Genomic DNA, 21,363 nt, shown 5'->3' with positions numbered 1-21,363 from the left:
ATGAAAAAGCCATTTGCATTGATTGCAGTTCTGCTTTGTCTCGCTCCGGCCTTCTCCCACACACATTCCTTACAGCTTGTGCAGGGAGAAGGAAAAAATATCGTCGAGCGAATCAAGGTTCCGCCCAAGTTCAAGCGAATCAAAGCCGAGCCGCAAAGCTTTGCCGGCTATTTGCGGAATTACCCTTTAAAGGAAGCCGCCAGCCCCCTTCTTCTGCACAATGGTAACCAAAAATCAAATCAGGAAGCCCATGCCTGCATTTTTGACATGCCTCCTGAAAGCAAATTGCAAGAAAACTCCCAAACGATAGTTAGATTATACGCTCAATATCTTTACGCATCAGGAAAAGAAAAAGAAATTTCCTTCCATCTGACTAATGGTGAAATCTGCAAATGGACAGAATGGCTTTCAGACTGCGAAAGAAAGCGGAATTTACGAAAAGATGTTGCAAATGACTTAAAAAAATGGACGAAATACGAGAAGCCGGTCAGTAAAAAGGAAAAAGATGAATTTTTCCGCTCTTACCTTAAAAATATTTTCGCCCACACAAGTCCCCTTTCAATGATGGAATATGAATCCAAATCGATTGAAATAAATCAAGTGCGAACCGGTGACATTCTTTTTGATTTGAACAAACCCGGCTATATCTGCATGGTCGTGGACATCTGCAAAAACCCTGAGACTGGCGAAAAAGCCTATCTTCTTGCTCAAAGTTCTTCTCCTGCCTCAGATTTTTATGTGTTAAAAAATCCCAAGCTGGTTAACGATCCCTGGTATCATGAAGAAGATTTTAGAATGCCAGCGGAAACCCCGGAATACCTTTTCCCAAAGGACAGCTGGCGAAGGCTCAGCTATTTGGGAAATTAACCAATCAAAGCTATTTGACAAAAATCTAGCAGCATGACAAACTTTTAAATATGAGAACATTTCTTCGTTTTTTACTCGTGACGGCGGGTGCAGTCCTCATGGCTGTAAACATCAATACATTCGTTCATGGAGCAGGACTACTTCCTGGCGGATTTACAGGAATAACGCTTCTCTTGCAGGAAGTTTTCTCAAAATTCTTTAATATTAACGTTCCTTTTGCCGTCTTTTACTGGGGCCTAAACATCGTTCCAGCAATAATCTGTTTTAAATACGTCGGAAAAAAATTCACAATCTTTTCAATCTGGGCTATTTTGCTTTCAGGCTTCCTCACGGACATAATTCCCGGTCTGGATGTCACAAATGACGTTTTACTCTGCACAATTTTCGGCGGAATCGTAAACGGCATGGCAATAAGTTTTTGTCTTCTTGCAGGAGCAACAAGCGGCGGCACAGACTTCATATCAATCTATGTTTCTGAAAAAACAGGCCGCAGCATCTGGAATCACATTTTCATTGGAAATGTAGTCGTACTCGTCACCTTTGGAATTCTTTTCGGCTGGACGCGCGCACTCTATTCAATAATATTCCAGTTTGTAACCACGCAGCTTCTAACAAGCCTTTACAAGCGCTATCAGAAATCAACCCTGCTGATAATCACCAACAAGCCGGACGAACTCGTCAAAACAATCCGTGAAACGACCGGCCACGACGCAACTCTTTTCAAAGGCGAAGGCTGCTACACCGGCCTGGAACGCAGCATGCTCTACACGGTAATTTCAAGCGACACGGAAGAAAAATTAGTTCGCGAAGTCAAAAAGACCGATCCGATGGCATTCGTAAACATCCTGCAGACAAAAATGCTCAAAGGCAATTTCATAATGAAAAAGCAGGATTGAAAACAGGTCGTTCCCGCCACTACAATCCCTAACGAGAGGAAACAATGAACTATCAGAAAGAACTAGAAAAAATTCTCGAACAAATTGAAGCTATAAAAAATACCGTTAGTTATAAAAAACCGACTTTACTTCTTCATGCCTGTTGCGGCCCATGTTCATCCTATGTGATTGAATATCTGGCAAAGATTTTTGACATCACGATTTACTATTACAATCCCAACATCCACCCAAAAGAAGAATATTTCCGCCGCCTGGAAGAATTGAAAAAGTTTCTGGAACGATTTCCCGAGGCCATACAGAACAGCGTAAAGCTCGTAGTCGACGAATACAATCCCGAAGATTACTTTGAAGCAACTAACGTTCGTTTTGAAAAAGAACTGCAAACCGAGCCTGAAAAGGGTGAACGCTGCAGAAGATGCTACCAGTTCCGAATGAAGCGGGCCTGGGACTACGCCTGCAAAGAAGGCTTCGATTGGTTCACCACAACGCTAAGCATCAGCCCCCACAAAGACAGCGAAAAAATCAATGTAATTGGAAGAGAACTGGAAAAAACTATCGATAAAGAAGAAGATTTGACAGAAAATTCAAAAGATAAGGGGCAAGAAACTAACGATAGTTTGAATATTACCCCGCACACAAAATTCCTCCCCTCAGATTTCAAGAAAAAAGGCGGATTTTTGCGCAGCACCCAGCTTTCCGAAGAATACGGTCTCTGGCGCCAGGACTACTGCGGCTGCGTATATTCGATGCGAAAAGATTAGAAAATTCCCTAGCACAAGCCCCCGAAATCTCTGTATAATAGAAGAATCAAACTCCCTGGGGGAAAACATGGCTTACAAAATTTTCATTGACGGAAAAGAAGGAACTACCGGTCTCAAAATTTATGAACGATTCGAAAACCGAAAGGACATCGAGATTCTTTTGATTGACGACGAAAAACGCAAGGATCCGGCTGAACGCGCAAAAATGATCAACGCTTCGGACTTTACTTTCCTCTGCTTGCCGGACGCCGCTTCTATCGAGGCAGTTTCACTCTGCACGAATCCGAAAGTACGCATTATCGACGCTTCAACGGCTCACCGCACGAACCCGGACTGGGCTTACGGCTTCCCGGAGCTTTCTGCAGAGCACCGCGCAAAGATTGAAAAATCTAACCGTGTCGCAGGTCCTGGCTGCTATGCTTCTGGCTTCGGCGCAATCTGCTTCCCTCTCGTAAAGCACGGAATCATTTCGCCTGACTATCCGGTCGTCTGCCATGCCGTTTCAGGATATTCAGGAGCTGGCAAAAAAGCCATCGCTCAGTACGAGGATCCGAACCGAAATCCTGAGCTTGCGTCTCCACGCCTCTACGCCCTCACTCAGGAACACAAACACCTGCCGGAAATGATGAAGGTTTCTGGCCTCAACTATAAACCGATTTTCAATCCTTATGTCTGCGATTATTTCCAGGGAATGACGGTCACAGTTTCCCTCCACGCACGACTTTTGGAAAAAAAGCTTACCGCAAAGGAAATCGCCGAAGTTTTCAAGGAGCACTATGACGGATGCCGTTTCGTAAAGGCAGCTGACTTCATGGGCGAAGGAATCCTCACAGAAAGCTTCATCCCTGCAAACACTCTGGCCGGCACAAACAACATGCAGATTTTCGTCTGCGGCAACGACGAGCGAATCGTTATCACAAGCCGTTTCGACAACCTGGGCAAAGGTGCAAGCGGTGCTGCCGTTCAGTGCATGAACATCATGATGGGAATCGACGAAGGAACAGGGCTGTAAGAGTTATAGTCAAATCAGGACATTCGCATGGAAGAAAAACCAATCTTAGAGAAAGCAGAACGGATTCGTGATGTCATCCGCTACATCAAACGATTTAAGAACGCAGCCGTCGTCATTCATATTGATGATGACATTATCGACTCGCCGCTGTTCGTCAGCCATATCCGCGACATTGCATTGATCCATCAGGCTGGGCTCCGTGTGATTATCGTTCCTGGTGCGCGCAAAAAAATCGACGAAATTCTTTCACAGAACAAGATTTCCTGGACTTACGAAAACGGCTGCCGAATCACCCAGAGCGAGGCAATTCCTTTAATCCGTAATGCGGCTTTTGAGGTTGCAAATAATGTCATGACCAGTCTTGCCGGTGAAAACCTTACGGCTGTAATCGGCAACTGGGTTCGTGCGCGCGGAAAGGGTGTCCTTGGCGGAGTTGATTTTGGAACAGCCGGTGAAATCGACAAGCTTGATGACAATACGATTCAGACTGTCCTCGACAACGGCTTCATTCCGATTTTCCCCTGCATCGGCTGGAGCTTGAACGGAAAGCCATACAACATTTCTTCGGCTCAGCTTGCAGCCCAGATTGCGACTCACCTGCAGGCAGACAAACTTTTCTTCCTTCTTCCAAACGCAGAACTTTCTGAAAAATATTTCTTGATTCCAAAGGATCAGGGACTTTCCCCGGAAGGCTGCGTCCCGGCCATGAATATCGAAGAGCTGGAAGAATTTTTGAATGTGAATTCTGAAACTAACGAACGAAAGGAAGTTCAAGAATCATCATCAGAGAAAATTATCTCTCTTCTTCACCTTGCAAAAATATCTGTTGAATCAGGCGTTACCCGCGTCCACATTCTGAACGGTTCTATCGAAGGAACTTTGCCTTGCGAGATTTTCAGCGACCTGGGTTCGGGTACGATGATTTATAAATCAAATTACGGCAAATTCCGTGCTATGCGCCGCGAAGATATTTCAGCTGTCCTTTCACTTATACGACCGTTCGTTAGTAAAGAAATTCTTCTTCCACGCAGCGAACAGCAGATGGAATCTGAATACAACGACTACATTGTTTACGAACTCGACGGTGCAATCCGAGCCTGTGCCGCACTTCACATTTACGACCGAACCCAGGCAGAAATTGCAGCACTTGCGGTTGATGAAACTTGCGCCCACATTGGAATCGGGCCGAAGATGATAGAATATCTGATTGAAAAGGCAAAAACTGTATCGATTGAAAGCGTATTCATCCTCACCACACAAACTGCTGACTGGTTTGAAAAACAGGGCTTTGTGGCAGATTCAATCGACACGCTCCCGGAACGTCGCCGTGAAAAGTGGAATCCAAAACGCGGTTCAAAATTGTTCAGACTTAATCTTAAAAAGCAAACTAACGGAAGTTTGTAAAAAGCTCAAAACCTTTATTTTAAATCTGTATTTCTCTCCTTTTATTTTTCCTCGCCGAAAAATTTTTTATTTATTTTCTGCAAACCTGTAAACTTGTTCCATTCTTTCTTTGAACAGAATGTGATGCCGCTTGAAAGTCCAACGTGCCACATCAAATGGCGGAACTGTCCAAGAATCAACTCCAGCCTTGTGTAGTCGCAGTCCTTTGGTTTTTCAAGAAGCTCTACAGCTGTGAGTTTTTCAAAATAGGATTCGATCTTTCGTTTTACATATTCAAAATAATTCAAGAGCTGGTCGCGCGAAATCACTATGCTTTTGTCACTCACGTATCCTTCACGGCTCGGATCAATCACGCTCAGATTTTCCTGAATACCGAAAAGATTCTCGCCCTCGTAAACGTAGTCCATTGGGTTGATGAAAAATCTGTCCATGGAATGAAGATAATGGAAAATGTAGCGCGAATTGTTTTCCTCGTCAAACACGGTTTCCAAATCCGCTGTCAAAATCTGATCCTTTACATTGATGAAGTTGATTTCCTGCTGACTGGCAATCTGCCGGATTATTTCTTCCATTGAAACCTCCTGATTTTGAACCTCTTGCTTTTATTCTCCGGTAGGAACGTCCGCGTTCAGGCTTTTGTTGCGATAATTTAGATTGGTTCTGAGTGAATAGCCCATCTTTCCCCAGAAAGAATTTGCCTTGTCGTTGTCCTTGAACACAAGTCCAAATATTTTTGTGATTCCTTCTTTTTTGAGGGCTTCCTCGGCTTTGGCGACAAGAGTACGGGCGATTCCCATGCGCTGAAAATCAGGGTGGACGCAAAGGTGATGAATGATTGCCCTTCTTCCGTCATGTCCCGTGAGGATTGCGCCGACGATTTTTCCGCCGCTTGTCGCCGCAAAGCATGTCGTAGGGTTGCGCTTCATGTAGCGTGTGATTCCTTCGCGAGTGTCGTCCACAGGATTCAAGGCTCTTTTTGTCTGCTCAACCTGATTCCATAAAGACCAAAGCTCGTCGTAATCTGCAGGTGTGAGTGTCTTGTAATTGATTTCGCTTGTTTCCTTTTCTATTTTTCTTCTGAAAATTCCAGAGTCTTCTCCCCAGATACTTTTCATTTTTCCAACGAATTCAAAACCGTATTTTTCGTAAAGGCCTTTTTCGTCTGATGAAACATAAACATATTCTGATTCCGGGTAGAGAGCAGCGGCATTATTCATGCAGTGTTCGATAATTTGTCCTGCAAGATGATGGCCACGATAGGCTGGAGCTGTGAACACAAATCCAATCCATGGTTTGAGATTGCTTTCAATTTCATCTCTATCGCAAAAAGTCAAAAAGGATGCAAGACTTGGTTTGCCATCGGTAAGTTTCTCTTCGTCAAGCAGAAGATATAAGCTGCCTTTCCCAAGCTTCTGGTGGAAAGAGCCATCTTTTAAAAGTGAAAGTAAAAAAGGAATCGCGCCCCATTCTTTTGAATGAGCCTGCATCTGAGCCAGAATGCTTTCTTTGTCTTCATAAGAAAAATAGTCTTTTAAAATAAATGTGCTTTTCAATTCTGCATCCTTAAAGCGAAAGATTCATCCCCTCGCCGTTGTCGTTAAAGCCCAAGCTCTTGTAGAGCGGATGTCCCATTTGTGTGGCATCAAGGCTGATTTCCGTAACGCCCCGGGACTTTGCTTCTTCAATCAAATACTCAACCATCATTTTTCCAACTCCACGCCTGCGGAATTCCGACCTTGTGTAGACGTTCATAAGATGCGCCCTCTTTCCCGTGGGATGGTCAAAGGTGGGCATGACATTGATGTAGCTCAGACTTGCACAGCCTGCGATTTTATCTCCGTCCATTGCAAAAACTGTAGTCTGCTCGCCCTTCAAAAAATATTCGCGGCTGCATTCAAGTAAAGTTTTGTCAAAGGGTGCGTTTTCATCAAGGCCGTTTACAATCCGCAGCATTTCAAGGCGGATTTGCATCAAGGTCCCAATGTCGTTCTGGTTCGTTTTCCTGATTGTCATCATTCCCTCCCCTTTTTCTCATACTCCTCTTTCAAATCTATTCTTTGTACTCTTTTTGTATGTGAAAAATATCTTCTTTGCAAAGGAATTTTTTTCCGTCAAATTCCATCTTTAGAATCCAGGGCATAAAATCTATGATTTTCATAAAGCTTTCGCCGTTAAAACTTTTGTCATAGTAGTTTATTATGGAAGAAAGTGCCGTCCCGTGAGTTCCGATGACAATGTTCTTGCCGTCATATTTCTCAAGGATTTCATTGAGCGCCTCGATGTTCCTTTCCTGAACGGCACCAATGGATTCTCCGTCTTCTTCGGCAAATGAAAAATCAGCCCAGCGCTTTTTGAACATTTCATGATTGTTGCCGTCTTTTCCAGCTTTGCGTTCATGGAGACGTTCGTCAGTTTGAATCGATTTGCCGTAAGATTCTGCTGCTTTTTTTATTGAATCATAGCTCCGCCTGTAGGGGCTTGAGATAAAAACGTCGATTTGTTTGTCCTTGAGAATTTCCGCCACCTTGATTGAGTCTTCAAGGCCTTCTTCTGTCAATGGACGGTTTCTGTCATCCTTGATTTTTCCGTCTGGCTTGCAGTGTCGTACAAAATAAATTCTTGTCATACTTTTCCTACCTTTTGTCCTTGTAAGCGTATCCAAAGTTAATCGGAGGGGCTGTAACGGAAACGTAAATAAACTCCCCGTCGCCATCGTTCAAAAGTCCGTGAACGTCCTTGTCAGCGAATCGGGCAACGTCTCCTGCCTTGAATTCTTTTTCCTTGTCGTCGGCAAGAAGAAGTTTGCCGGAACCTTTGGTGGCGTACCAAATCTGCTCGGATGCGTCGTGGGTGTGGCGGGGTTGTATCGCACCGGGAACAAGATGAACTTCGGTAATGGTCACACGCTCGCTGCTTGAATTTTCCGGATTTAAAAGCTGACGCGAAACTACGCCCGGATTTGACAGTTCTTTGATGTCGCTTGCGTTAATAAATTCCATATGTGCCTCCTAAAATTTTAATCGCATGTCGCGATATCATCTTTCGAAGCCCGATCAAACGTTATATTCATTTTTTTACACTCCTTTTACTGATAAAGGAAATCTGCTTTAAGCTAGTTTCAATTGTACTTTTATTCACTGTGTAAGAAAATTGGAAATTTTACATTTTTTGATAACAATATTCCATTCTATATGTAAAATTGTTATTAAATTTTATACCTGCCCGAAAATTGCTTCTATCCCCTTTTTGAAGATATTCTACAAATATCGATTTTCGTATTCCTCGATAGAAATCGGCTTGCAATAATAATAGCCTTGAATGACCTCGCAGCCCAAAGCCCGAAGTTTTTCCACCTGCTGCTTTTGCTCCGCACCCTCGACCAAGCAAGTAAAATTCAATTCTTTTGCAAGCGAAATGATATGACGAATTACGGATAAATCTTTTTCATTTTCCTGTTCTGTTCCAACTTTATCAACAAAACTTTTGTCAATTTTAAGCGTATCGAGCGGCATTTGTGTAAGCAGCGACAATGAAGAATATCCTGTTCCGAAATCATCCATCGAAATTTTAAAACCAAGCGAACGAAGTTCTTCCAAAACTCTTATCATTTGCTCCATGTCACTGTAAGTCGCGCTTTCGGTCAGTTCAAAATCAATCAAATTATGACTTACGCCAAATGAATCAACAATATCTGTAAGATGTTTAATAATATTTTTGTCATACAATCGATTTCGAGAAAGATTCACTGAAATCGGATAAAGAGTCTTCCCCTCATTCTTCCATTTTGCGAATGCCGCGCAAACTTTCTTCAATACAATATCATCTATTTTGCCAATAGAACCATCTTTTTCAAAAAACGGAATGAATCTCGATGGTGACAAGAATTCCTTTCCTTTATAATTCCATCTGACTAAAGCCTCAGCACCTTTTAATTTTTCTGTGATGATGTCAACTTTGGGCTGTAGATTTACAAAAAATTCGTCTTTTTCAACCGCCGTATCAACATAAGCCTTGATTGTGTTGCTCCAAAGAACATCATCGTGCATCTTTTCTGTGTAAAAAACAATGTCCGTCTTGTCAGGACTGTTTCCTAACGCCTGAGCCATTTTTCCTTCATCCGCAACCCTATTCCCGGAATGAATCGCAAATTGCATTGGAACTACGCCACAACGATAATGAATCTTATAATTCGGATCTTCATCAAGATGCGAGATACTCTCAAAAAAACTCTCCAGCTTTTCGACCATTTCTTCCTGAGGCATATCTCTAAGAATAATCGCGAAATTGTCTTCGTGGCATCTTCCGCCAGCATATATGAAATCTGATTCTTTTATTGCATTCACAACCTTAGCCAAAAGTTTATTTGCCACAATATGACCATAAACTTCATTCAGAACCTTGAACATCTTTATGTCAAAATGAGCAAACGCATAGTCTTTTATACCAGCAGCTTCTGGAATTTCAAGATAGGGAACAAGATGATTCCAATTATAATAATTCGTGATTGGATCAAAAAACGCCTTACGATAAAGCATTTCTTTATCCAGCTTGTCAAATTTATCATCCAAAATATCTTTCGCACGGTTCTTTTTAAGCTCACACTCATAAAGAATCCTGATTTTTTTGGCATGTTCGAATACAGCCGTAACATTTGGCTCGGATTTTATAATCAAATCGCTATAATGTCTGTGAGCATCGTCATCCAATAAAAGTTTTTCACTTATTCGCTGAATATAATTTTCTGTAATTTCATTTTCTTTTTCAAACTCAACTGCATAAAAAAACGAACTTTCAAAAACAAGCGAATTCAAATCGTCAGGATATTTTATTCGATCATCATCAACTCGAAACTCAATTCCAATTACTTTTTTGCCGAGCGAATGTATAAAAAAAATTCCTGGATAATCATAAGCTCCGAAGGAATCCGTATATTTTTTGATTTTGTCACATACAATGCCATTATAAAAAGCTTCGATATCAGAATCAGATGCTTCAAGATAATAAAGAATCCTCTTCGGTTTATAGAGCTGATTCCGCTTGTTTATGAACATAAAAATCCCTCGACTTTTTAAAAGATTTCTTATTATATTTCGTTTTTAGCAATTTGTCGAAGAATAATTACATTCGCGAAAGTTTATATTTTATTACATCAAAATCCAATTTCCTTGAGAACCGCATCCATGAATTTTGCGTTTTTAATAGAAAATTCTGGACTTACAAACGGTAGTTCGTTATTAAAAATACATCTTCCAAGTTGTTCAATTTCAAGCGAATAATTCTGTGGAACTTCGATTTTTCGCTCAGTAATGCCCTTTTCTGTGAAAATCTTGTAACTCAGACTGCCGGACTGATTGTATTCAACTTCCGATCGTATGTTTCCTTTTGAGCCGTGAATATAGAGACGGTCAAAGCGGGAATTGGTGTTTTTGCCAAGAATCATTCCGACATTGAAAGCAGCCCTTGCTCCATTCTTGAAGCGGACAAAACCTGTGGTAATATTATCAACGCCCTGATCAGAAAATTCTGCGCAGGCCTTTACACTCTCGACATCTGAATCAATCATCGAAAGAATCATCGTGGTGCAATAGCAGCCCAAATCGTAGAAAGCACCTCCACCAAATTCTTTGTAAAGGCGAAAGTCTTCTTTATACCCCTGAGTTACGAATGCCGTGTCGATAAAATCAACTTCTCCTATGATTCCGATTTTTATGTCATCTTTTAGGCTCTGGACATAAGGACTATGAAGATAAGCATAGGCTTCCATAAGATGAACGCCGTTTTCTTTTGCAGCGGCAAACATTTCTTCGGCTTCGAGCGCATTCAAGGCAAGAGGCTTTTCACAAAGAACGTGCTTTTTTGCTTTGAGAGCTTTGATTACCCATTCTTTGTGAAGATTGTTAGGAAGAGGGATATAAACTGCCTGGACTTCACTGTCTTTTAAAATCTCATCGTAACTGCCGTAATACTTTTGAAATCCGTATTCATCCGCAAAAGATTTTGCTTTTTCAAGACTGCGACCTGCGATTGCATACAGTTCTGCATTCCGGGCAAGTTTGATTCCTGGAATTGTTGCCCAGCGAGCGATGTTTGCGGTTCCCAGGATTCCCCATTTGATTTTTTCCATTTGCCTTCTCCTTTTTTACAAAACTTAAAAATTCTTTTTGCTTTCTTCCAGTGCTGAAATCACTTTGTCGCACCAGGAATCAAATTCTTCGTCCAAAATCTGGCATTCGGGATGAGACATAACGTAATCAAGCGCAAGGCGAACTCCGTCATGGAAAGGGATTGTCGTTGTCATTTTTGGAACAAGGCGTTTGAGCTTTGAATTGTCAAAAACAACCGAAACTGACTTGTCGCCGATAAGGCTTCCTTCAAAATCAAAGCCTAACTTATCACCTGCAGCACTCAGATAATCAGAAGCAACGTGATAAGCATTCAGTTTTACTCCAAGCGCATCTGCAATCGTCTGATAAATCTGATTCCAGGAAAGAACTTCGTCGCCGGTAATCTGAAATGCCTCGCCTATTGCATGTCTGTTCAGCATGAGGCCGATATAACCGGTCGCAAAATCCTTGTTGAAGGTTACATGCCAGAGGGAAGTTCCGTCTCCCTGAATGATTACAGGTTTCCCGTCCATCATCCGCTTAATGACCTGATAAAAGCCCTTTTTTCCGTGCACGCCAAGCGGAATGTGACGTTCGTCGTAAGTGTGGCTGGGGCGGACAATCGTTACAGGAAAGCCCTCTTCGCGATATTTTTTGAAAAGGAATTCTTCGCAGGCAATTTTGTTTCTGGAATATTCCCAGTGAGGATTTGAAAGAGTCGTGCCTTCGGTAATCACATAATTTGCAGCAGGTTTTGCGTATGCTGAAGCCGAAGAAATATAGATATACTGCTTTGTCTTTCCCTTAAAGAGCCGGTAATCGCGTTCAACCTGCTCTGGAACAAAGCCAATGAACTCATTTACGACGTCAAATTCCATTCCAGCAAGCTTTTTGCGGGCATCTTCCTCGTTGGAAATGTCGCAGACAATCTGATGAACATTGGAAGAAACCTCAGCCGCCCTACTTCCGCGGTTCAAAAGCCAGACTTCCCAATCCGGCCGTTGTGAAAGTTCCCTTACGATTGCAGAAGAGATTGTTCCCGTTCCACCTATGAATAAAGCCTTTGATTTTGCCATAAAGTTCCCCCAAAATTTTCCTTAAACCATCATTTTGTAGATTTTAGTACAGTCGTCTTCGTTAAGCGTTACGAATCCAGTGATTGAGCCCGGTCGTCCGTCTCCCCGACAGAGGACTTCAACCAGTTTTGGAATATCCTCTTCTTTTGCTCCAAGCTCACTGAAATTCTTCGGCATTCCAAGAGAAACAAGGAAAGACTGCAAGGCATTGATTCCTTCAAGAGCCGTAACTTCCGGGTGCTCAAAATCCATCTGGCAGCCCCAGACGCGGGTCGCAACCTGGGCAAAGCGCATTACGTTATGGTTCATGACATATTTGAAGACAGCCGGCATTGTTACCGCAAGACCTGCACCGTGAGCGCAGTCGTACAGGGCAGAAAGCTCATGCTCGATGTTGTGGCTGTTCCAGTCCTGGCTTCGTCCGACACCGCAAGAATTGTTGTGAGCCATCATTCCAGCCCACATGATGTTGGCGCGTGCCTCGTAGTTGTTTGGATCAGCGATTACGCGCGGTCCTTCATGCTTCATCGTAAGCAAAAGGGCTTCAATCAGACGGTCAGTAACTTCAACTTCCTTTGTATTTGTAAGGTAGCGCTCGTAAAGATGAGCCATAATGTCTGTGATTCCGGCCGCAGTCTGATGTGGTGGCAGAGTCTGGGTAAGTGCCGGATTTAAGATGCTGAATTTCGGGCGGATTGCGTTTCCGCTTGCGCCGCGCTTGAACATTCCTTCTTCTTTTGTGATTACAGAGTCCGGGCTTCCTTCGCTTCCGGCAGCCGCAATTGTGAGGACTGTTCCAATCGGAAGGGCTTTTTCAATCGGCTTTCCGCTGTAAAAATCCCAGAAATCACCGTCATAAAGAACGCCTGCCGCAATGGCTTTTGCTGAGTCAATCGTACTTCCGCCGCCGACAGCGAGGATAAAATCAACCTTCTCTTTTTTGCAAAGCTCGATTCCTTCATAAACAAGACCGCTTCGTGGATTTGGTTTTACGCCGCCCAGCTCCACAAAAGAAATTCCCTCTTTTTTCAAAGAAGCTTCAACTCTGTCCAAAAGTCCTGATTTTTTTGCGCTGCTTCCGCCAAAGTGAATCAAGACCTTGCTTCCGCCAAATTTCTTTACATATTCTCCTGTCTGATTTTCAGATTCCTTTCCAAAAACAAAAAAAGTCGGTGAATAAAAAGTAAAATTTTCCATAGTCTAAATCTCCTTCCCTTTTAGGATAAGTCCACTTTTCCGAAAAAAATAGAAGATTTTTATTGAAAACTGCCCATTTTTTGCTATATTTAAATAGTCGCCTGAAATCAGAATGCAGAAAGAAATAATCAAATACCCTCACATTCATGGAGTCTCATTTACAAACGAAGGAATTCCAACTTCCTTTCCTTCTCACTGGCATAATGCCGCAGAATTCATTTTGATTTTAAAAGACGGATGCAAATATAAGATTGACGGAAGACTTTATGCCCCCGAAAAAGGCGATATTCTTCTTGTCTGGCCCCGGGAACTTCACGAAGTCGTGCACACTCAGGAAAACGGTCTGGTTTTAATTCAGTTCTCGTCCTATTTATTGGAAAGCAATTCTGATTTTGCAGCCGCCTCCCACTTTTTGAACGAATGTCACATTCTCAAAAGAAAAGAAAATCCGGAATTGGCAGCAAAAATTGAGGATTTAATCTATCAAATCCGTGACATGCAGAAAAATACCCAGTATTTCACTGAAACCCGCTGCAAGCTTTTGGTCTACGAAATTCTTTTGATTTTGGGCGATTTTATTTTGAAGGAACACCAGCAGAGCCTGGGCAACGAGAATTTTTCTGACCGGCTCTGGGAATATATCCGCTACGCCTGCAGCTACATCGCAGAACATTCCGCTGAAAACATTACCCAGGCCGAAGTTGCAGAAAAAACCGGCTTAAGCCAGTATTATTTTTCCAAGCTTTTTAACGAATACACAAAGATGAGTTTTCCTTCCTACCTCGCAGGAATCCGCGTGCAAAACGCAATCAATCTTTTGGAAAATGAAAGCCTTTCCGTCACTGACTGTGCCTTTGAAGCCGGCTTCCAGTCAACAACGACCTTCAACAAGCTCTTCCACGAACGAACAGGCTGCAGCCCCCGCCAATACAGAAAGATGCGCTCTCAGAACAAGCAGGAATAGACCAAGCTAACGAACCTTAGTTAGATTTTGACAGATAATCCAGAAATTCCGAAGTCTTAGACCAGTATTTTATTCCCCAGTTCTCGAAATTCCATTCTTCCATGTAATCGTTACATTCATAATCGATGTAAAAAATCTCTTCCTCGCCAGAATCTGCATTCTTTTGAACGACGAAATTTGTTGGAAAATAATCAATGTTAAGCCCGGCTTCTTTTGCTCTTTCTGCCATCTGACGAGCCAGACTCAGATATTCTTCCTTCATTCCGCCATTTTTTACCAGGTCAAAAATCGTTTCTCCGTCGATGAATTCCTTTACGATTCTTTCGTTTTCAAGATCAATGTCCAGCATTTTGGGGATTCTGATTCCGGCATCGCAAAGGCGTTTGTAGTCTTTCTGCTCAGATTCGATTTTATTTCCGAAAGTATAATAGCTGCAAGGCTCATGATGAATCTGCTTCAGGACAACTTTTTCAGATTCCGAAGAGTCCGCCTTTTCTGCAAGATAGGAATATCCGCCCTTTCCATGCCCAAGCAGCCTGATGATTTTATATTCATTCTGATTCACAAAAAGACTTTCGATTTTTTCCATATTTTCCATGACTGACTTTCCTGCCTCAAGGATAATGAATTTTACCCTAGACCGCTACATTTTTCATCCAGCGCCTGCTTTTTAAGAGCCAGATGCTGATTCCGACACGGACAAATTCTTCCAGCGAGAGGAAGAAATAGACCCACCAGATCGGAAGCTTGAAGAAGTAAGCCGTAGCAAATCCAAGGGGGACTCCGGCTCCCCAGGTTCCGATTATGTTTACGGCCGTCATGAATTTTGTCTGACCGCCTGACTGCAAAACTCCGCCGCCAATTACCATGTTGAAGACTTTTGCCGTAAAGACAAAGGCAAAGGCCGCAAGAATTTTTACCGTAACAGCCCTTGTTTCTGGGGCAACATTGAAAAGCTTCACATAAAGCGGAGAAAGGAGACACACGATCAATCCGATTATGATTCCGGCAGTAACCGTAAGGCGGACAAAATCTATCGCCTGGGACCAGGCCTTTTTCTCATCATTTGCACCCAGCGAGTTTCCCACGATGATTCCAGAAGCCGATGAAACTCCGCAGAGGGCACCGATTGCAATTCCCTGAATCGGGTACATCAAAGTCATGGCGGCGCAAGGTTCCGTTCCCAGATGGCCGTAAATCACCGCATACATGTTTTCACCGAGCGACCAGAGAAATTCTCCCACAAGAATCGGAGCAAGAATAAAGGCCGCATTTTTGACGAATTCCCTTGAAAAAGTAAGGGCCGGATGTAAAAAGAGATTCTGCTTTTTCTTTTCACGGATAAACAATGCAACAACAATCAGCATTTCAATCACATGAGAAAGAACAGTTGCAATCGCAGCACCGGATTCTTCCATTCTCGGGAGAGGACCAATTCCAAAAATCAAGAGCCAGTTGAGCAGCGTATTCGTAATAATTGCGACAACGCCTGCTACAGCCGGAAGCTTTGCCCGGTTCATATTACGAAGCAGAGTCGAAACAAACATCGTAAGGATTTCCGGGAAATAGCCGGCCGCACGCCATCTGAGATAAAGGGCTGCCTTTGAAATCGTCTCGGAATCATCGGCATAAAAAGCCATAATCTGATTTGGAGCAAAAAGCGAAGCGAGAGTAAATCCCACGACAAAAATCAGTGAAAAATACAGGGGCAGATAAAAGCTGTCCCTCACGCCCCTTTCATTTTTCGCCCCGACATATTGGGAAATCAGGATTCCGGCCGCCGCAACAATTGCCGACACCGTGACTGAAAAAAGCGAGGTAAATTTCCCGGCAAGCCCGATTCCAGCGATACAGGCACTACCAAGAGAGCCAATCATAATCTGATCAATCAGGGAAAGCGAGGAATGCATAAGAGTCTGAACCGTAATCGGCAGAGCAATATCAGTTAATTTCTTCTTGAATTCTTTGTCCATATATTGGCATAATACAATCAGTTTTTACTAAAATCTTGCAAAATAATAGCGATTTTATAACACAAAACTATTATAATTTTAGAAACAAATGAAAAATTTACGGGAATCACGCGAATCACTTCATGAAAAAACTTCTCACGGCAAAAAGACTTTCCCCTACATCGTCTATCACGCGCGCATTCCTGAATGGCTTTTGTACTTTCCCCTGCACTGGCACGATGAATTTGAAATTATCCTGGTCACCTTTGGACAGGGAATTTTTACAGTCAACGGCCGGAAATATCTTTGCGAAAAGGATGACATGATTTTAATTCCCAGCGGAGCAATTCATTCGATGGAGCAGCAGGAAAATTTCAACGTGGAATATTTCAACATTCTCTTTTCATTTTCGCTGCTTGAAGAAAACCCTGATTCCCACTGCAGCCGCCAGTATTTTTCGCGGATTTCAGAAAACGTGATTTTAAAAAATTACCATCTAAAAAAAGACAGCAGTCTGAATTCCCAGATTCTTCCGCTTGTAAAGGATTTAGTCCTGCACCGCGCCGAAAAATATTCCGGCTATGAACTGATGATAAAAGCCCGACTTTTTGAAATCCTTCATATAATCATAAATCATGATTTGAACGAGGGAGCCAATAAAAATCAAAGTGAGCGGGAAAGAATCAACACGGAAAGGCTCAAAAAAATTCTTTCCTACACTGCCGAACATTTTTCCGAAAGGATTACGATTGAAGAAGCCGCATCCATCTGCTCAGTTTCGCCCAGCCGCTTCATGAGCATTTTCCGCTCACAGACTGGAATGAGCTACATTCAGTATCTCAATGACTACCGATTGGAAGCCTCAGCGGAACTTCTTTCTTCCGGGAACTTTTCAGTGACAGAGGCCGCAATCAAAAACGGTTTTGAAAACATTTCATATTTCATCCGAGCCTTCAGAAAAAAATTTGGCTGCACCCCGCTGGAATATCGGAAGGCAGCCAAATCAAAAATCAACTAACGAGCGTTTGTCTATTTTATCATCTTCAAAAAGAGCTCATGAATCCTTGTGTCTTCCCCGACCTCAGGATGGAAAGCCAGCGCAATCTGATTCTTATAGCGGACTGCGACAGTTTTTCCTGCGACCTCGGAAAGAAGCTCAACTTCATCACTTTCGCTTTTTTCGACATAAGGAGCACGGATAAAAGTCATTTCAAATTCCCCCAGGCCCTTGAAATCGCCTTTCGTCACGAAACTTCCAAGCTGGCGGCCATAGGCATTTCTTTTGACTGTCACAGGCAGCGTTCCCAAATGGACGGAGGAATCTCCTGAAATATGCCGGGCAAGCAGAATCATTCCTGCACAAGTCGCAAGAACCGGAGTACCCTTTTCAATCAGAGCCTTTATCGAATCAAACATATCAAGCTCACGAAGAAGTTTTCCCTGAACCGTACTTTCTCCACCCGGGAGCACAAGTCCGTCCAGAACATTTTCCGTGATGTCAGATTTTTTCCGCAGCTCGACAGTCTGGGCGCCAAGCCGCTCAAGCATTCTTTCATGCTCGATAAAAGCCCCCTGAACCGCAAGAACACCAATCTTCATTTACTGACCTCTTGCTTCCATAATCAGCTTGATTTCGCTCTCGTTGATTCCGACCATAGCCTCGCCCAAGTCCTCGGACAACTCGGCAATCAGTTTTGCATCACGGAAATTCGTAACGGCCTTAACGATTGCCTGGGCCCGTTTTTCCGGGTTTCCAGATTTGAAAATTCCTGAGCCGACAAAAACACCTTCCGCACCAAGCTGCATCATCAGGGCCGCATCGGCCGGAGTCGCAACGCCACCAGCCGCAAAATTAACGACAGGTAGTTTTTTATTCTTGTGGACAAATTGAACCAATTCATAAGGAACCTGAAGGGCCTTAGCCGCCTCAAAAAGCTCGTCCTCGCGCATTGAGCTGAGTCTTGCAATCTCGCTGTTCATCTTACGCATGTGGCGGACAGCCTGAACGACATCACCGGTTCCAGGTTCACCCTTAGTCCTTATCATCGAAGCGCCCTCGTTGATTCGTCGCAGAGCCTCGCCCAAATCCCGCGCACCGCACACAAACGGAACTTTAAATTCCAGCTTATTGATATGATAGACATCATCTGCCGGAGAAAGGACTTCCGATTCATCAATATAATCAATCTCAATCGCCTCAAGAATCTGAGCCTCAACAAAGTGACCGATACGACATTTTGCCATTACAGGAATCGAAACTGCATCCTGAATACCCTTAATCATCTTTGGATCACTCATTCTCGAAACACCGCCAGCCGCACGGATATCCGCAGGAATTCTCTCCAAAGCCATTACAGCACAGGCTCCGGCTTTTTCAGCAATCACAGCCTGCTCCGGTGTAGTGACATCCATAATTACGCCGCCCTTCAACATCTGGGCAAGTCCCTTGTTCAATTCATATTGTTTGTTTTCCATAGTTCCCCCTGAACGAAAAATATGTTATAAAGATACTGGCATTAGGAAAATATTCAATTTGATAAAATTCTATATGCCAGAAGGAATTTAAAAAATGCTCAGCTACAATCTTTCAGAAGCAAAAGGACCTCTTTACAAATCGCTTTATCAGTTTATACGGGAAGATATCCAGTCAGGAAAACTAAAAGCCAACGAAAAACTTCCCTCAAAAAGAAGCCTCGCCCAAAATCTTGGAATTAGTACCATTTCGATTGAAAATGCGTATGACCAGTTAATCTGCGAGGGCTATATTTATTCACTTCCAAAGAGAGGATATTTTGTCGCTGAAATCGAAAACATCAATGAGCTTAAGCCTAAATCCGTTCCCAAATCAGAAGCAAAGATAAACATTCACGAAAGAGGCATAGATTCTGACTTTTTTGACTTTTCATCAAACCGCGTCGAAAAAGAGAATTTTCCCTTTTCAATCTGGGCAAAAATCCTTCGCGAAATAATCTCACAAAATGAAAGCCAGCTGCTTGAAGTCTCTCCCTGCGGCGGTGTCCGGGAATTAAGGGAAGCAATCGCAAATCATCTTGAATCTTTCCGGGGAATGAGCGTGAATCCCGATCAGATTATCGTGGGAGCTGGAACCGAATATCTTTACGGGCTTTTAACCAAACTGCTTGGAAATGATAAAACTTACTGCATCGAAAACCCCGGCTATAAAAAGCTCAAAAAGATTTATGAATCCAACGGAGCAAAGTGTCTTGCCGTAGACATGGATGAGCAAGGTCTTTCAATTGAAAAACTCCGCTCTGCGAACGGACAGATAGCCCACATCAGCCCCACACACCACTTCCCGACCGGAATCTGTATGCCTGCCAGCCGCCGCTATGAAATGCTCGCATGGGCAAACGAAAGCGAAGAAAACTACATAATAGAAGACGATTACGACAGCGAATTCCGCCTGAAGGGAAAGCCTCTCCCGCCACTTTTCAGTCTGGATATTTTCGGTAAAGTAATTTACATGAACACATTTTCAAAATCCCTGGCCTCGACAATCCGAATCAGCTACATGATTTTACCGGAAAAACTGGCGAATCTTTTTTATCAGAAACTGGCCTTTTACTCATGCACAGTCTCGACTTTTGAGCAGTACACGCTGGCTTCCTTTATAAGCAAGGGATTTTTTGAAAAGCACATCAACCGGATGAGGCTCCACTACGGACGAAAGCGAGCAAGAATAATTGAGGCAATAAAAAGATATTTCTCCGAAAACGAATGCCAGATTATTGAAAATGATTCCGGCCTGCACTTTATCCTGAAATTCAACACGCCCCTCACAGACGAACAATTCAAGGAAATACTCAGCTCAAAAGGGATTCTTATAAGCTCAATAAGCGATTTCGAGATGAACGACAAGCCCCAGAGCTCCCACGAGTTCATCCTCAACTACTCAAGCATCGACATGGAAAAACTGAATTCCTCACTAAAAAAACTAAGGGAAGCCCTGATTTAAGACAGCGCCTTTCCTAAAAAAGAGACCGAACCTTAGTTAATTTTTTCAGAAGAGCGGAAAGCTCCTAACAAACGAAAGGAAACAATTAAGGAGAAGAAGTTCAAAAAACTACCTAACGAAAGGCGTTTTTTGCCTTTGTGACATGAAATTTCCCAGGCATCTATAAAATTCCAATCGAACGAAAGTGAGTTTAAAGATTTTTGCATGAAATAGACTGGGAAGACTTTAAAATCCTTACTATCGCTAGGGAGTATGAAGTTTTCCACAAGTTTTAAACATTTCGTGGAAAAGTAAGTGGCAACTACAACGTTTCACATGAAACATTCCACATTTTATGTTTATAAAACAAACCAACGTTTCTTAGTTTTCCACAATTTGTGCAAAACTTGTTAATAAGTCAAACTTCTCCACAAATTTTAAACAAAGTGTGGAAAAGATACTTATCCTGAAGTTTCATGTGAAACAGAGAGAAGCGGCTCTGAATAACTTCTTATCCAAGATTTCTGTTTCACATGAAACATTAACTTTGTAATTCCCTACCCTATTTTATTAGTTGCGTCTTTTAAGGAATCATGTCTGGTTCTAAAAACCTCAGATTCAAAGATTTCATTCCGAAAACCTCTGGGAAGATGCAGATAAAAGAGAGCTTTATTTGAAATTTCAAACTATTATCTACCCAATTGTTTCATGTGAAACAAATAAATTGAACGAAAAACAGACTTTCTTATCAGGATTTTATTAAATTGACCAGCTACAGAGCTTTGACTTAAAAAGCAGCAACCTAGGCAGGAAAACTTCCCAAAACAACAGAGATATGAGCAGATTATCGTGTATTCTCTCCAAAGAAGCAGAAATAAGAAAAGAATCTCCTGCCTTTAATCAAAATAATAGAAATAAGAACAGAAGATTTCTTTTTCCTTATTAAAATAGCAGAGATATGGACAGGCAATCTCGCTATTTCTTCAAAATACTTTTCCCTTAAAATAGTAGCGAATTAAAACGATAATCTTTCAAAATAGCAGGTATATAAAGCAGAATTTATCGTATTTCTAGGCATTTTGACTTTTATTGGGGAAATAAATGGAAGATTCGTACATATTACGAGTGCCGCTCTAAAAGAGAATTGGTTTCCAAATATTTTATAATACCCTTCG

Annotated in this window: 21 protein-coding genes; 8 read left to right on the top strand and 13 right to left on the bottom strand. The window is 42.5% G+C overall.

Going from position 1 to position 21,363, the window contains the following annotated elements; genetic code table 11:
• The 5 genes from HNP76_RS02285 (at position 1) to argA (ending at position 4,940) form a co-directional block, all read left to right on the top strand.
• Positions 1-867 carry a DUF4846 domain-containing protein gene (locus HNP76_RS02285; protein ID WP_184657044.1) on the top strand — a complete coding sequence of 289 codons (867 nt, stop codon included), beginning with the start codon at positions 1-3 and terminating at the stop codon, positions 865-867.
• A 50-nt stretch (positions 868-917) separates the two neighbouring features.
• Positions 918-1,763 carry a YitT family protein gene (locus HNP76_RS02280; protein ID WP_184657042.1) on the top strand — a complete coding sequence of 282 codons (846 nt, stop codon included), beginning with the start codon at positions 918-920 and terminating at the stop codon, positions 1,761-1,763.
• 44 nt (positions 1,764-1,807) lie between these two features.
• The gene (locus HNP76_RS02275) at positions 1,808-2,524 is read left to right on the top strand and encodes an epoxyqueuosine reductase QueH (protein ID WP_184657040.1); all 717 of its coding nucleotides are present in this window, start codon (positions 1,808-1,810) and stop codon (positions 2,522-2,524) included.
• Positions 2,525-2,591: 67 nt separating this feature from the next.
• Positions 2,592-3,536: an N-acetyl-gamma-glutamyl-phosphate reductase gene (gene argC, locus HNP76_RS02270; protein WP_184657038.1), complete on the top strand. Its 945-nt coding sequence runs from the start codon at positions 2,592-2,594 to the stop codon at positions 3,534-3,536.
• A 27-nt stretch (positions 3,537-3,563) separates the two neighbouring features.
• A complete protein-coding gene (gene argA, locus HNP76_RS02265) occupies positions 3,564-4,940 on the top strand; it encodes an amino-acid N-acetyltransferase (protein ID WP_184657036.1) in 1,377 nt (458 codons plus the stop codon).
• A gap of 41 nt (positions 4,941-4,981) precedes the next feature.
• Here argA and HNP76_RS02260 read toward each other — a convergent pair whose 3' ends face one another.
• The 9 genes from HNP76_RS02260 to HNP76_RS02220 form a co-directional block, all read right to left on the bottom strand.
• The gene (locus HNP76_RS02260; RefSeq protein WP_184657034.1) at positions 4,982-5,512 is read right to left on the bottom strand and encodes a hypothetical protein; all 531 of its coding nucleotides are present in this window, start codon (positions 5,510-5,512) and stop codon (positions 4,982-4,984) included.
• A gap of 30 nt (positions 5,513-5,542) precedes the next feature.
• Entirely contained in the window at positions 5,543-6,493 is a 951-nt protein-coding gene (locus HNP76_RS02255) for a GNAT family N-acetyltransferase (protein WP_184657032.1), read from the bottom strand.
• Between the two features lie 10 nt (positions 6,494-6,503).
• The gene (locus tag HNP76_RS02250) at positions 6,504-6,953 is read right to left on the bottom strand and encodes a GNAT family N-acetyltransferase (RefSeq protein WP_184657030.1); all 450 of its coding nucleotides are present in this window, start codon (positions 6,951-6,953) and stop codon (positions 6,504-6,506) included.
• A gap of 37 nt (positions 6,954-6,990) precedes the next feature.
• Positions 6,991-7,566, bottom strand: a complete 576-nt coding sequence (locus HNP76_RS02245) for a histidine phosphatase family protein (protein WP_184657028.1) — start codon at positions 7,564-7,566, stop codon at positions 6,991-6,993.
• Between the two features lie 7 nt (positions 7,567-7,573).
• Positions 7,574-7,939 (bottom strand): cupin domain-containing protein, encoded by a 366-nt coding sequence (locus HNP76_RS02240; RefSeq protein ID WP_184657026.1) that lies wholly within the window; start codon positions 7,937-7,939, stop codon positions 7,574-7,576.
• A 258-nt stretch (positions 7,940-8,197) separates the two neighbouring features.
• Positions 8,198-9,991, bottom strand: a complete 1,794-nt coding sequence (locus HNP76_RS02235; protein ID WP_184657024.1) for a putative bifunctional diguanylate cyclase/phosphodiesterase — start codon at positions 9,989-9,991, stop codon at positions 8,198-8,200.
• A 98-nt stretch (positions 9,992-10,089) separates the two neighbouring features.
• Positions 10,090-11,064: a Gfo/Idh/MocA family protein gene (locus HNP76_RS02230; RefSeq protein WP_184657022.1), complete on the bottom strand. Its 975-nt coding sequence runs from the start codon at positions 11,062-11,064 to the stop codon at positions 10,090-10,092.
• A gap of 24 nt (positions 11,065-11,088) precedes the next feature.
• A complete protein-coding gene (locus HNP76_RS02225) occupies positions 11,089-12,120 on the bottom strand; it encodes an NAD-dependent epimerase/dehydratase family protein (RefSeq protein WP_184657020.1) in 1,032 nt (343 codons plus the stop codon).
• A gap of 21 nt (positions 12,121-12,141) precedes the next feature.
• Positions 12,142-13,317 carry an iron-containing alcohol dehydrogenase gene (locus HNP76_RS02220; protein ID WP_184657018.1) on the bottom strand — a complete coding sequence of 392 codons (1,176 nt, stop codon included), beginning with the start codon at positions 13,315-13,317 and terminating at the stop codon, positions 12,142-12,144.
• A 112-nt stretch (positions 13,318-13,429) separates the two neighbouring features.
• Here HNP76_RS02220 and HNP76_RS02215 point away from each other — a divergent pair, with 112 nt between their 5' ends.
• Positions 13,430-14,281 carry an AraC family transcriptional regulator gene (locus tag HNP76_RS02215; RefSeq protein ID WP_184657016.1) on the top strand — a complete coding sequence of 284 codons (852 nt, stop codon included), beginning with the start codon at positions 13,430-13,432 and terminating at the stop codon, positions 14,279-14,281.
• A 16-nt stretch (positions 14,282-14,297) separates the two neighbouring features.
• On the opposite strand, the gene HNP76_RS02210 is transcribed toward HNP76_RS02215, so the two are convergent.
• Both HNP76_RS02210 and HNP76_RS02205 read right to left on the bottom strand, forming a co-directional pair.
• Positions 14,298-14,879 carry a BUD32 family EKC/KEOPS complex subunit gene (locus tag HNP76_RS02210; protein WP_246462660.1) on the bottom strand — a complete coding sequence of 194 codons (582 nt, stop codon included), beginning with the start codon at positions 14,877-14,879 and terminating at the stop codon, positions 14,298-14,300.
• Between the two features lie 37 nt (positions 14,880-14,916).
• Complete coding sequence (locus tag HNP76_RS02205) at positions 14,917-16,254, bottom strand: MATE family efflux transporter (protein WP_184657014.1); 1,338 nt, start codon at positions 16,252-16,254, stop codon at positions 14,917-14,919.
• 88 nt (positions 16,255-16,342) lie between these two features.
• Between HNP76_RS02205 and HNP76_RS02200 the strand changes: the two genes are divergently transcribed.
• Positions 16,343-17,251 carry an AraC family transcriptional regulator gene (locus tag HNP76_RS02200; protein WP_184657012.1) on the top strand — a complete coding sequence of 303 codons (909 nt, stop codon included), beginning with the start codon at positions 16,343-16,345 and terminating at the stop codon, positions 17,249-17,251.
• Positions 17,252-17,262: 11 nt separating this feature from the next.
• On the opposite strand, the gene pdxT is transcribed toward HNP76_RS02200, so the two are convergent.
• Positions 17,263-17,832, bottom strand: a complete 570-nt coding sequence (gene pdxT / locus HNP76_RS02195; RefSeq protein ID WP_184657010.1) for a pyridoxal 5'-phosphate synthase glutaminase subunit PdxT — start codon at positions 17,830-17,832, stop codon at positions 17,263-17,265.
• Entirely contained in the window at positions 17,833-18,708 is an 876-nt protein-coding gene (gene pdxS, locus HNP76_RS02190; RefSeq protein ID WP_184657008.1) for a pyridoxal 5'-phosphate synthase lyase subunit PdxS, read from the bottom strand.
• Positions 18,709-18,802: 94 nt separating this feature from the next.
• On the opposite strand from pdxS, the gene pdxR reads away from it, so the two are divergent.
• Complete coding sequence (gene pdxR, locus HNP76_RS02185) at positions 18,803-20,209, top strand: MocR-like pyridoxine biosynthesis transcription factor PdxR (RefSeq protein WP_184657006.1); 1,407 nt, start codon at positions 18,803-18,805, stop codon at positions 20,207-20,209.
• The last annotated feature ends 1,154 nt before the right edge of the window (positions 20,210-21,363 follow it).

Origin of the sequence: Treponema ruminis, assembly GCF_014201975.1 — a bacterium.
Taxonomy (GTDB): domain Bacteria; phylum Spirochaetota; class Spirochaetia; order Treponematales; family Treponemataceae; genus Treponema_D; species Treponema_D ruminis.
This window is presented reverse-complemented; position numbering and strand designations above follow the sequence as displayed.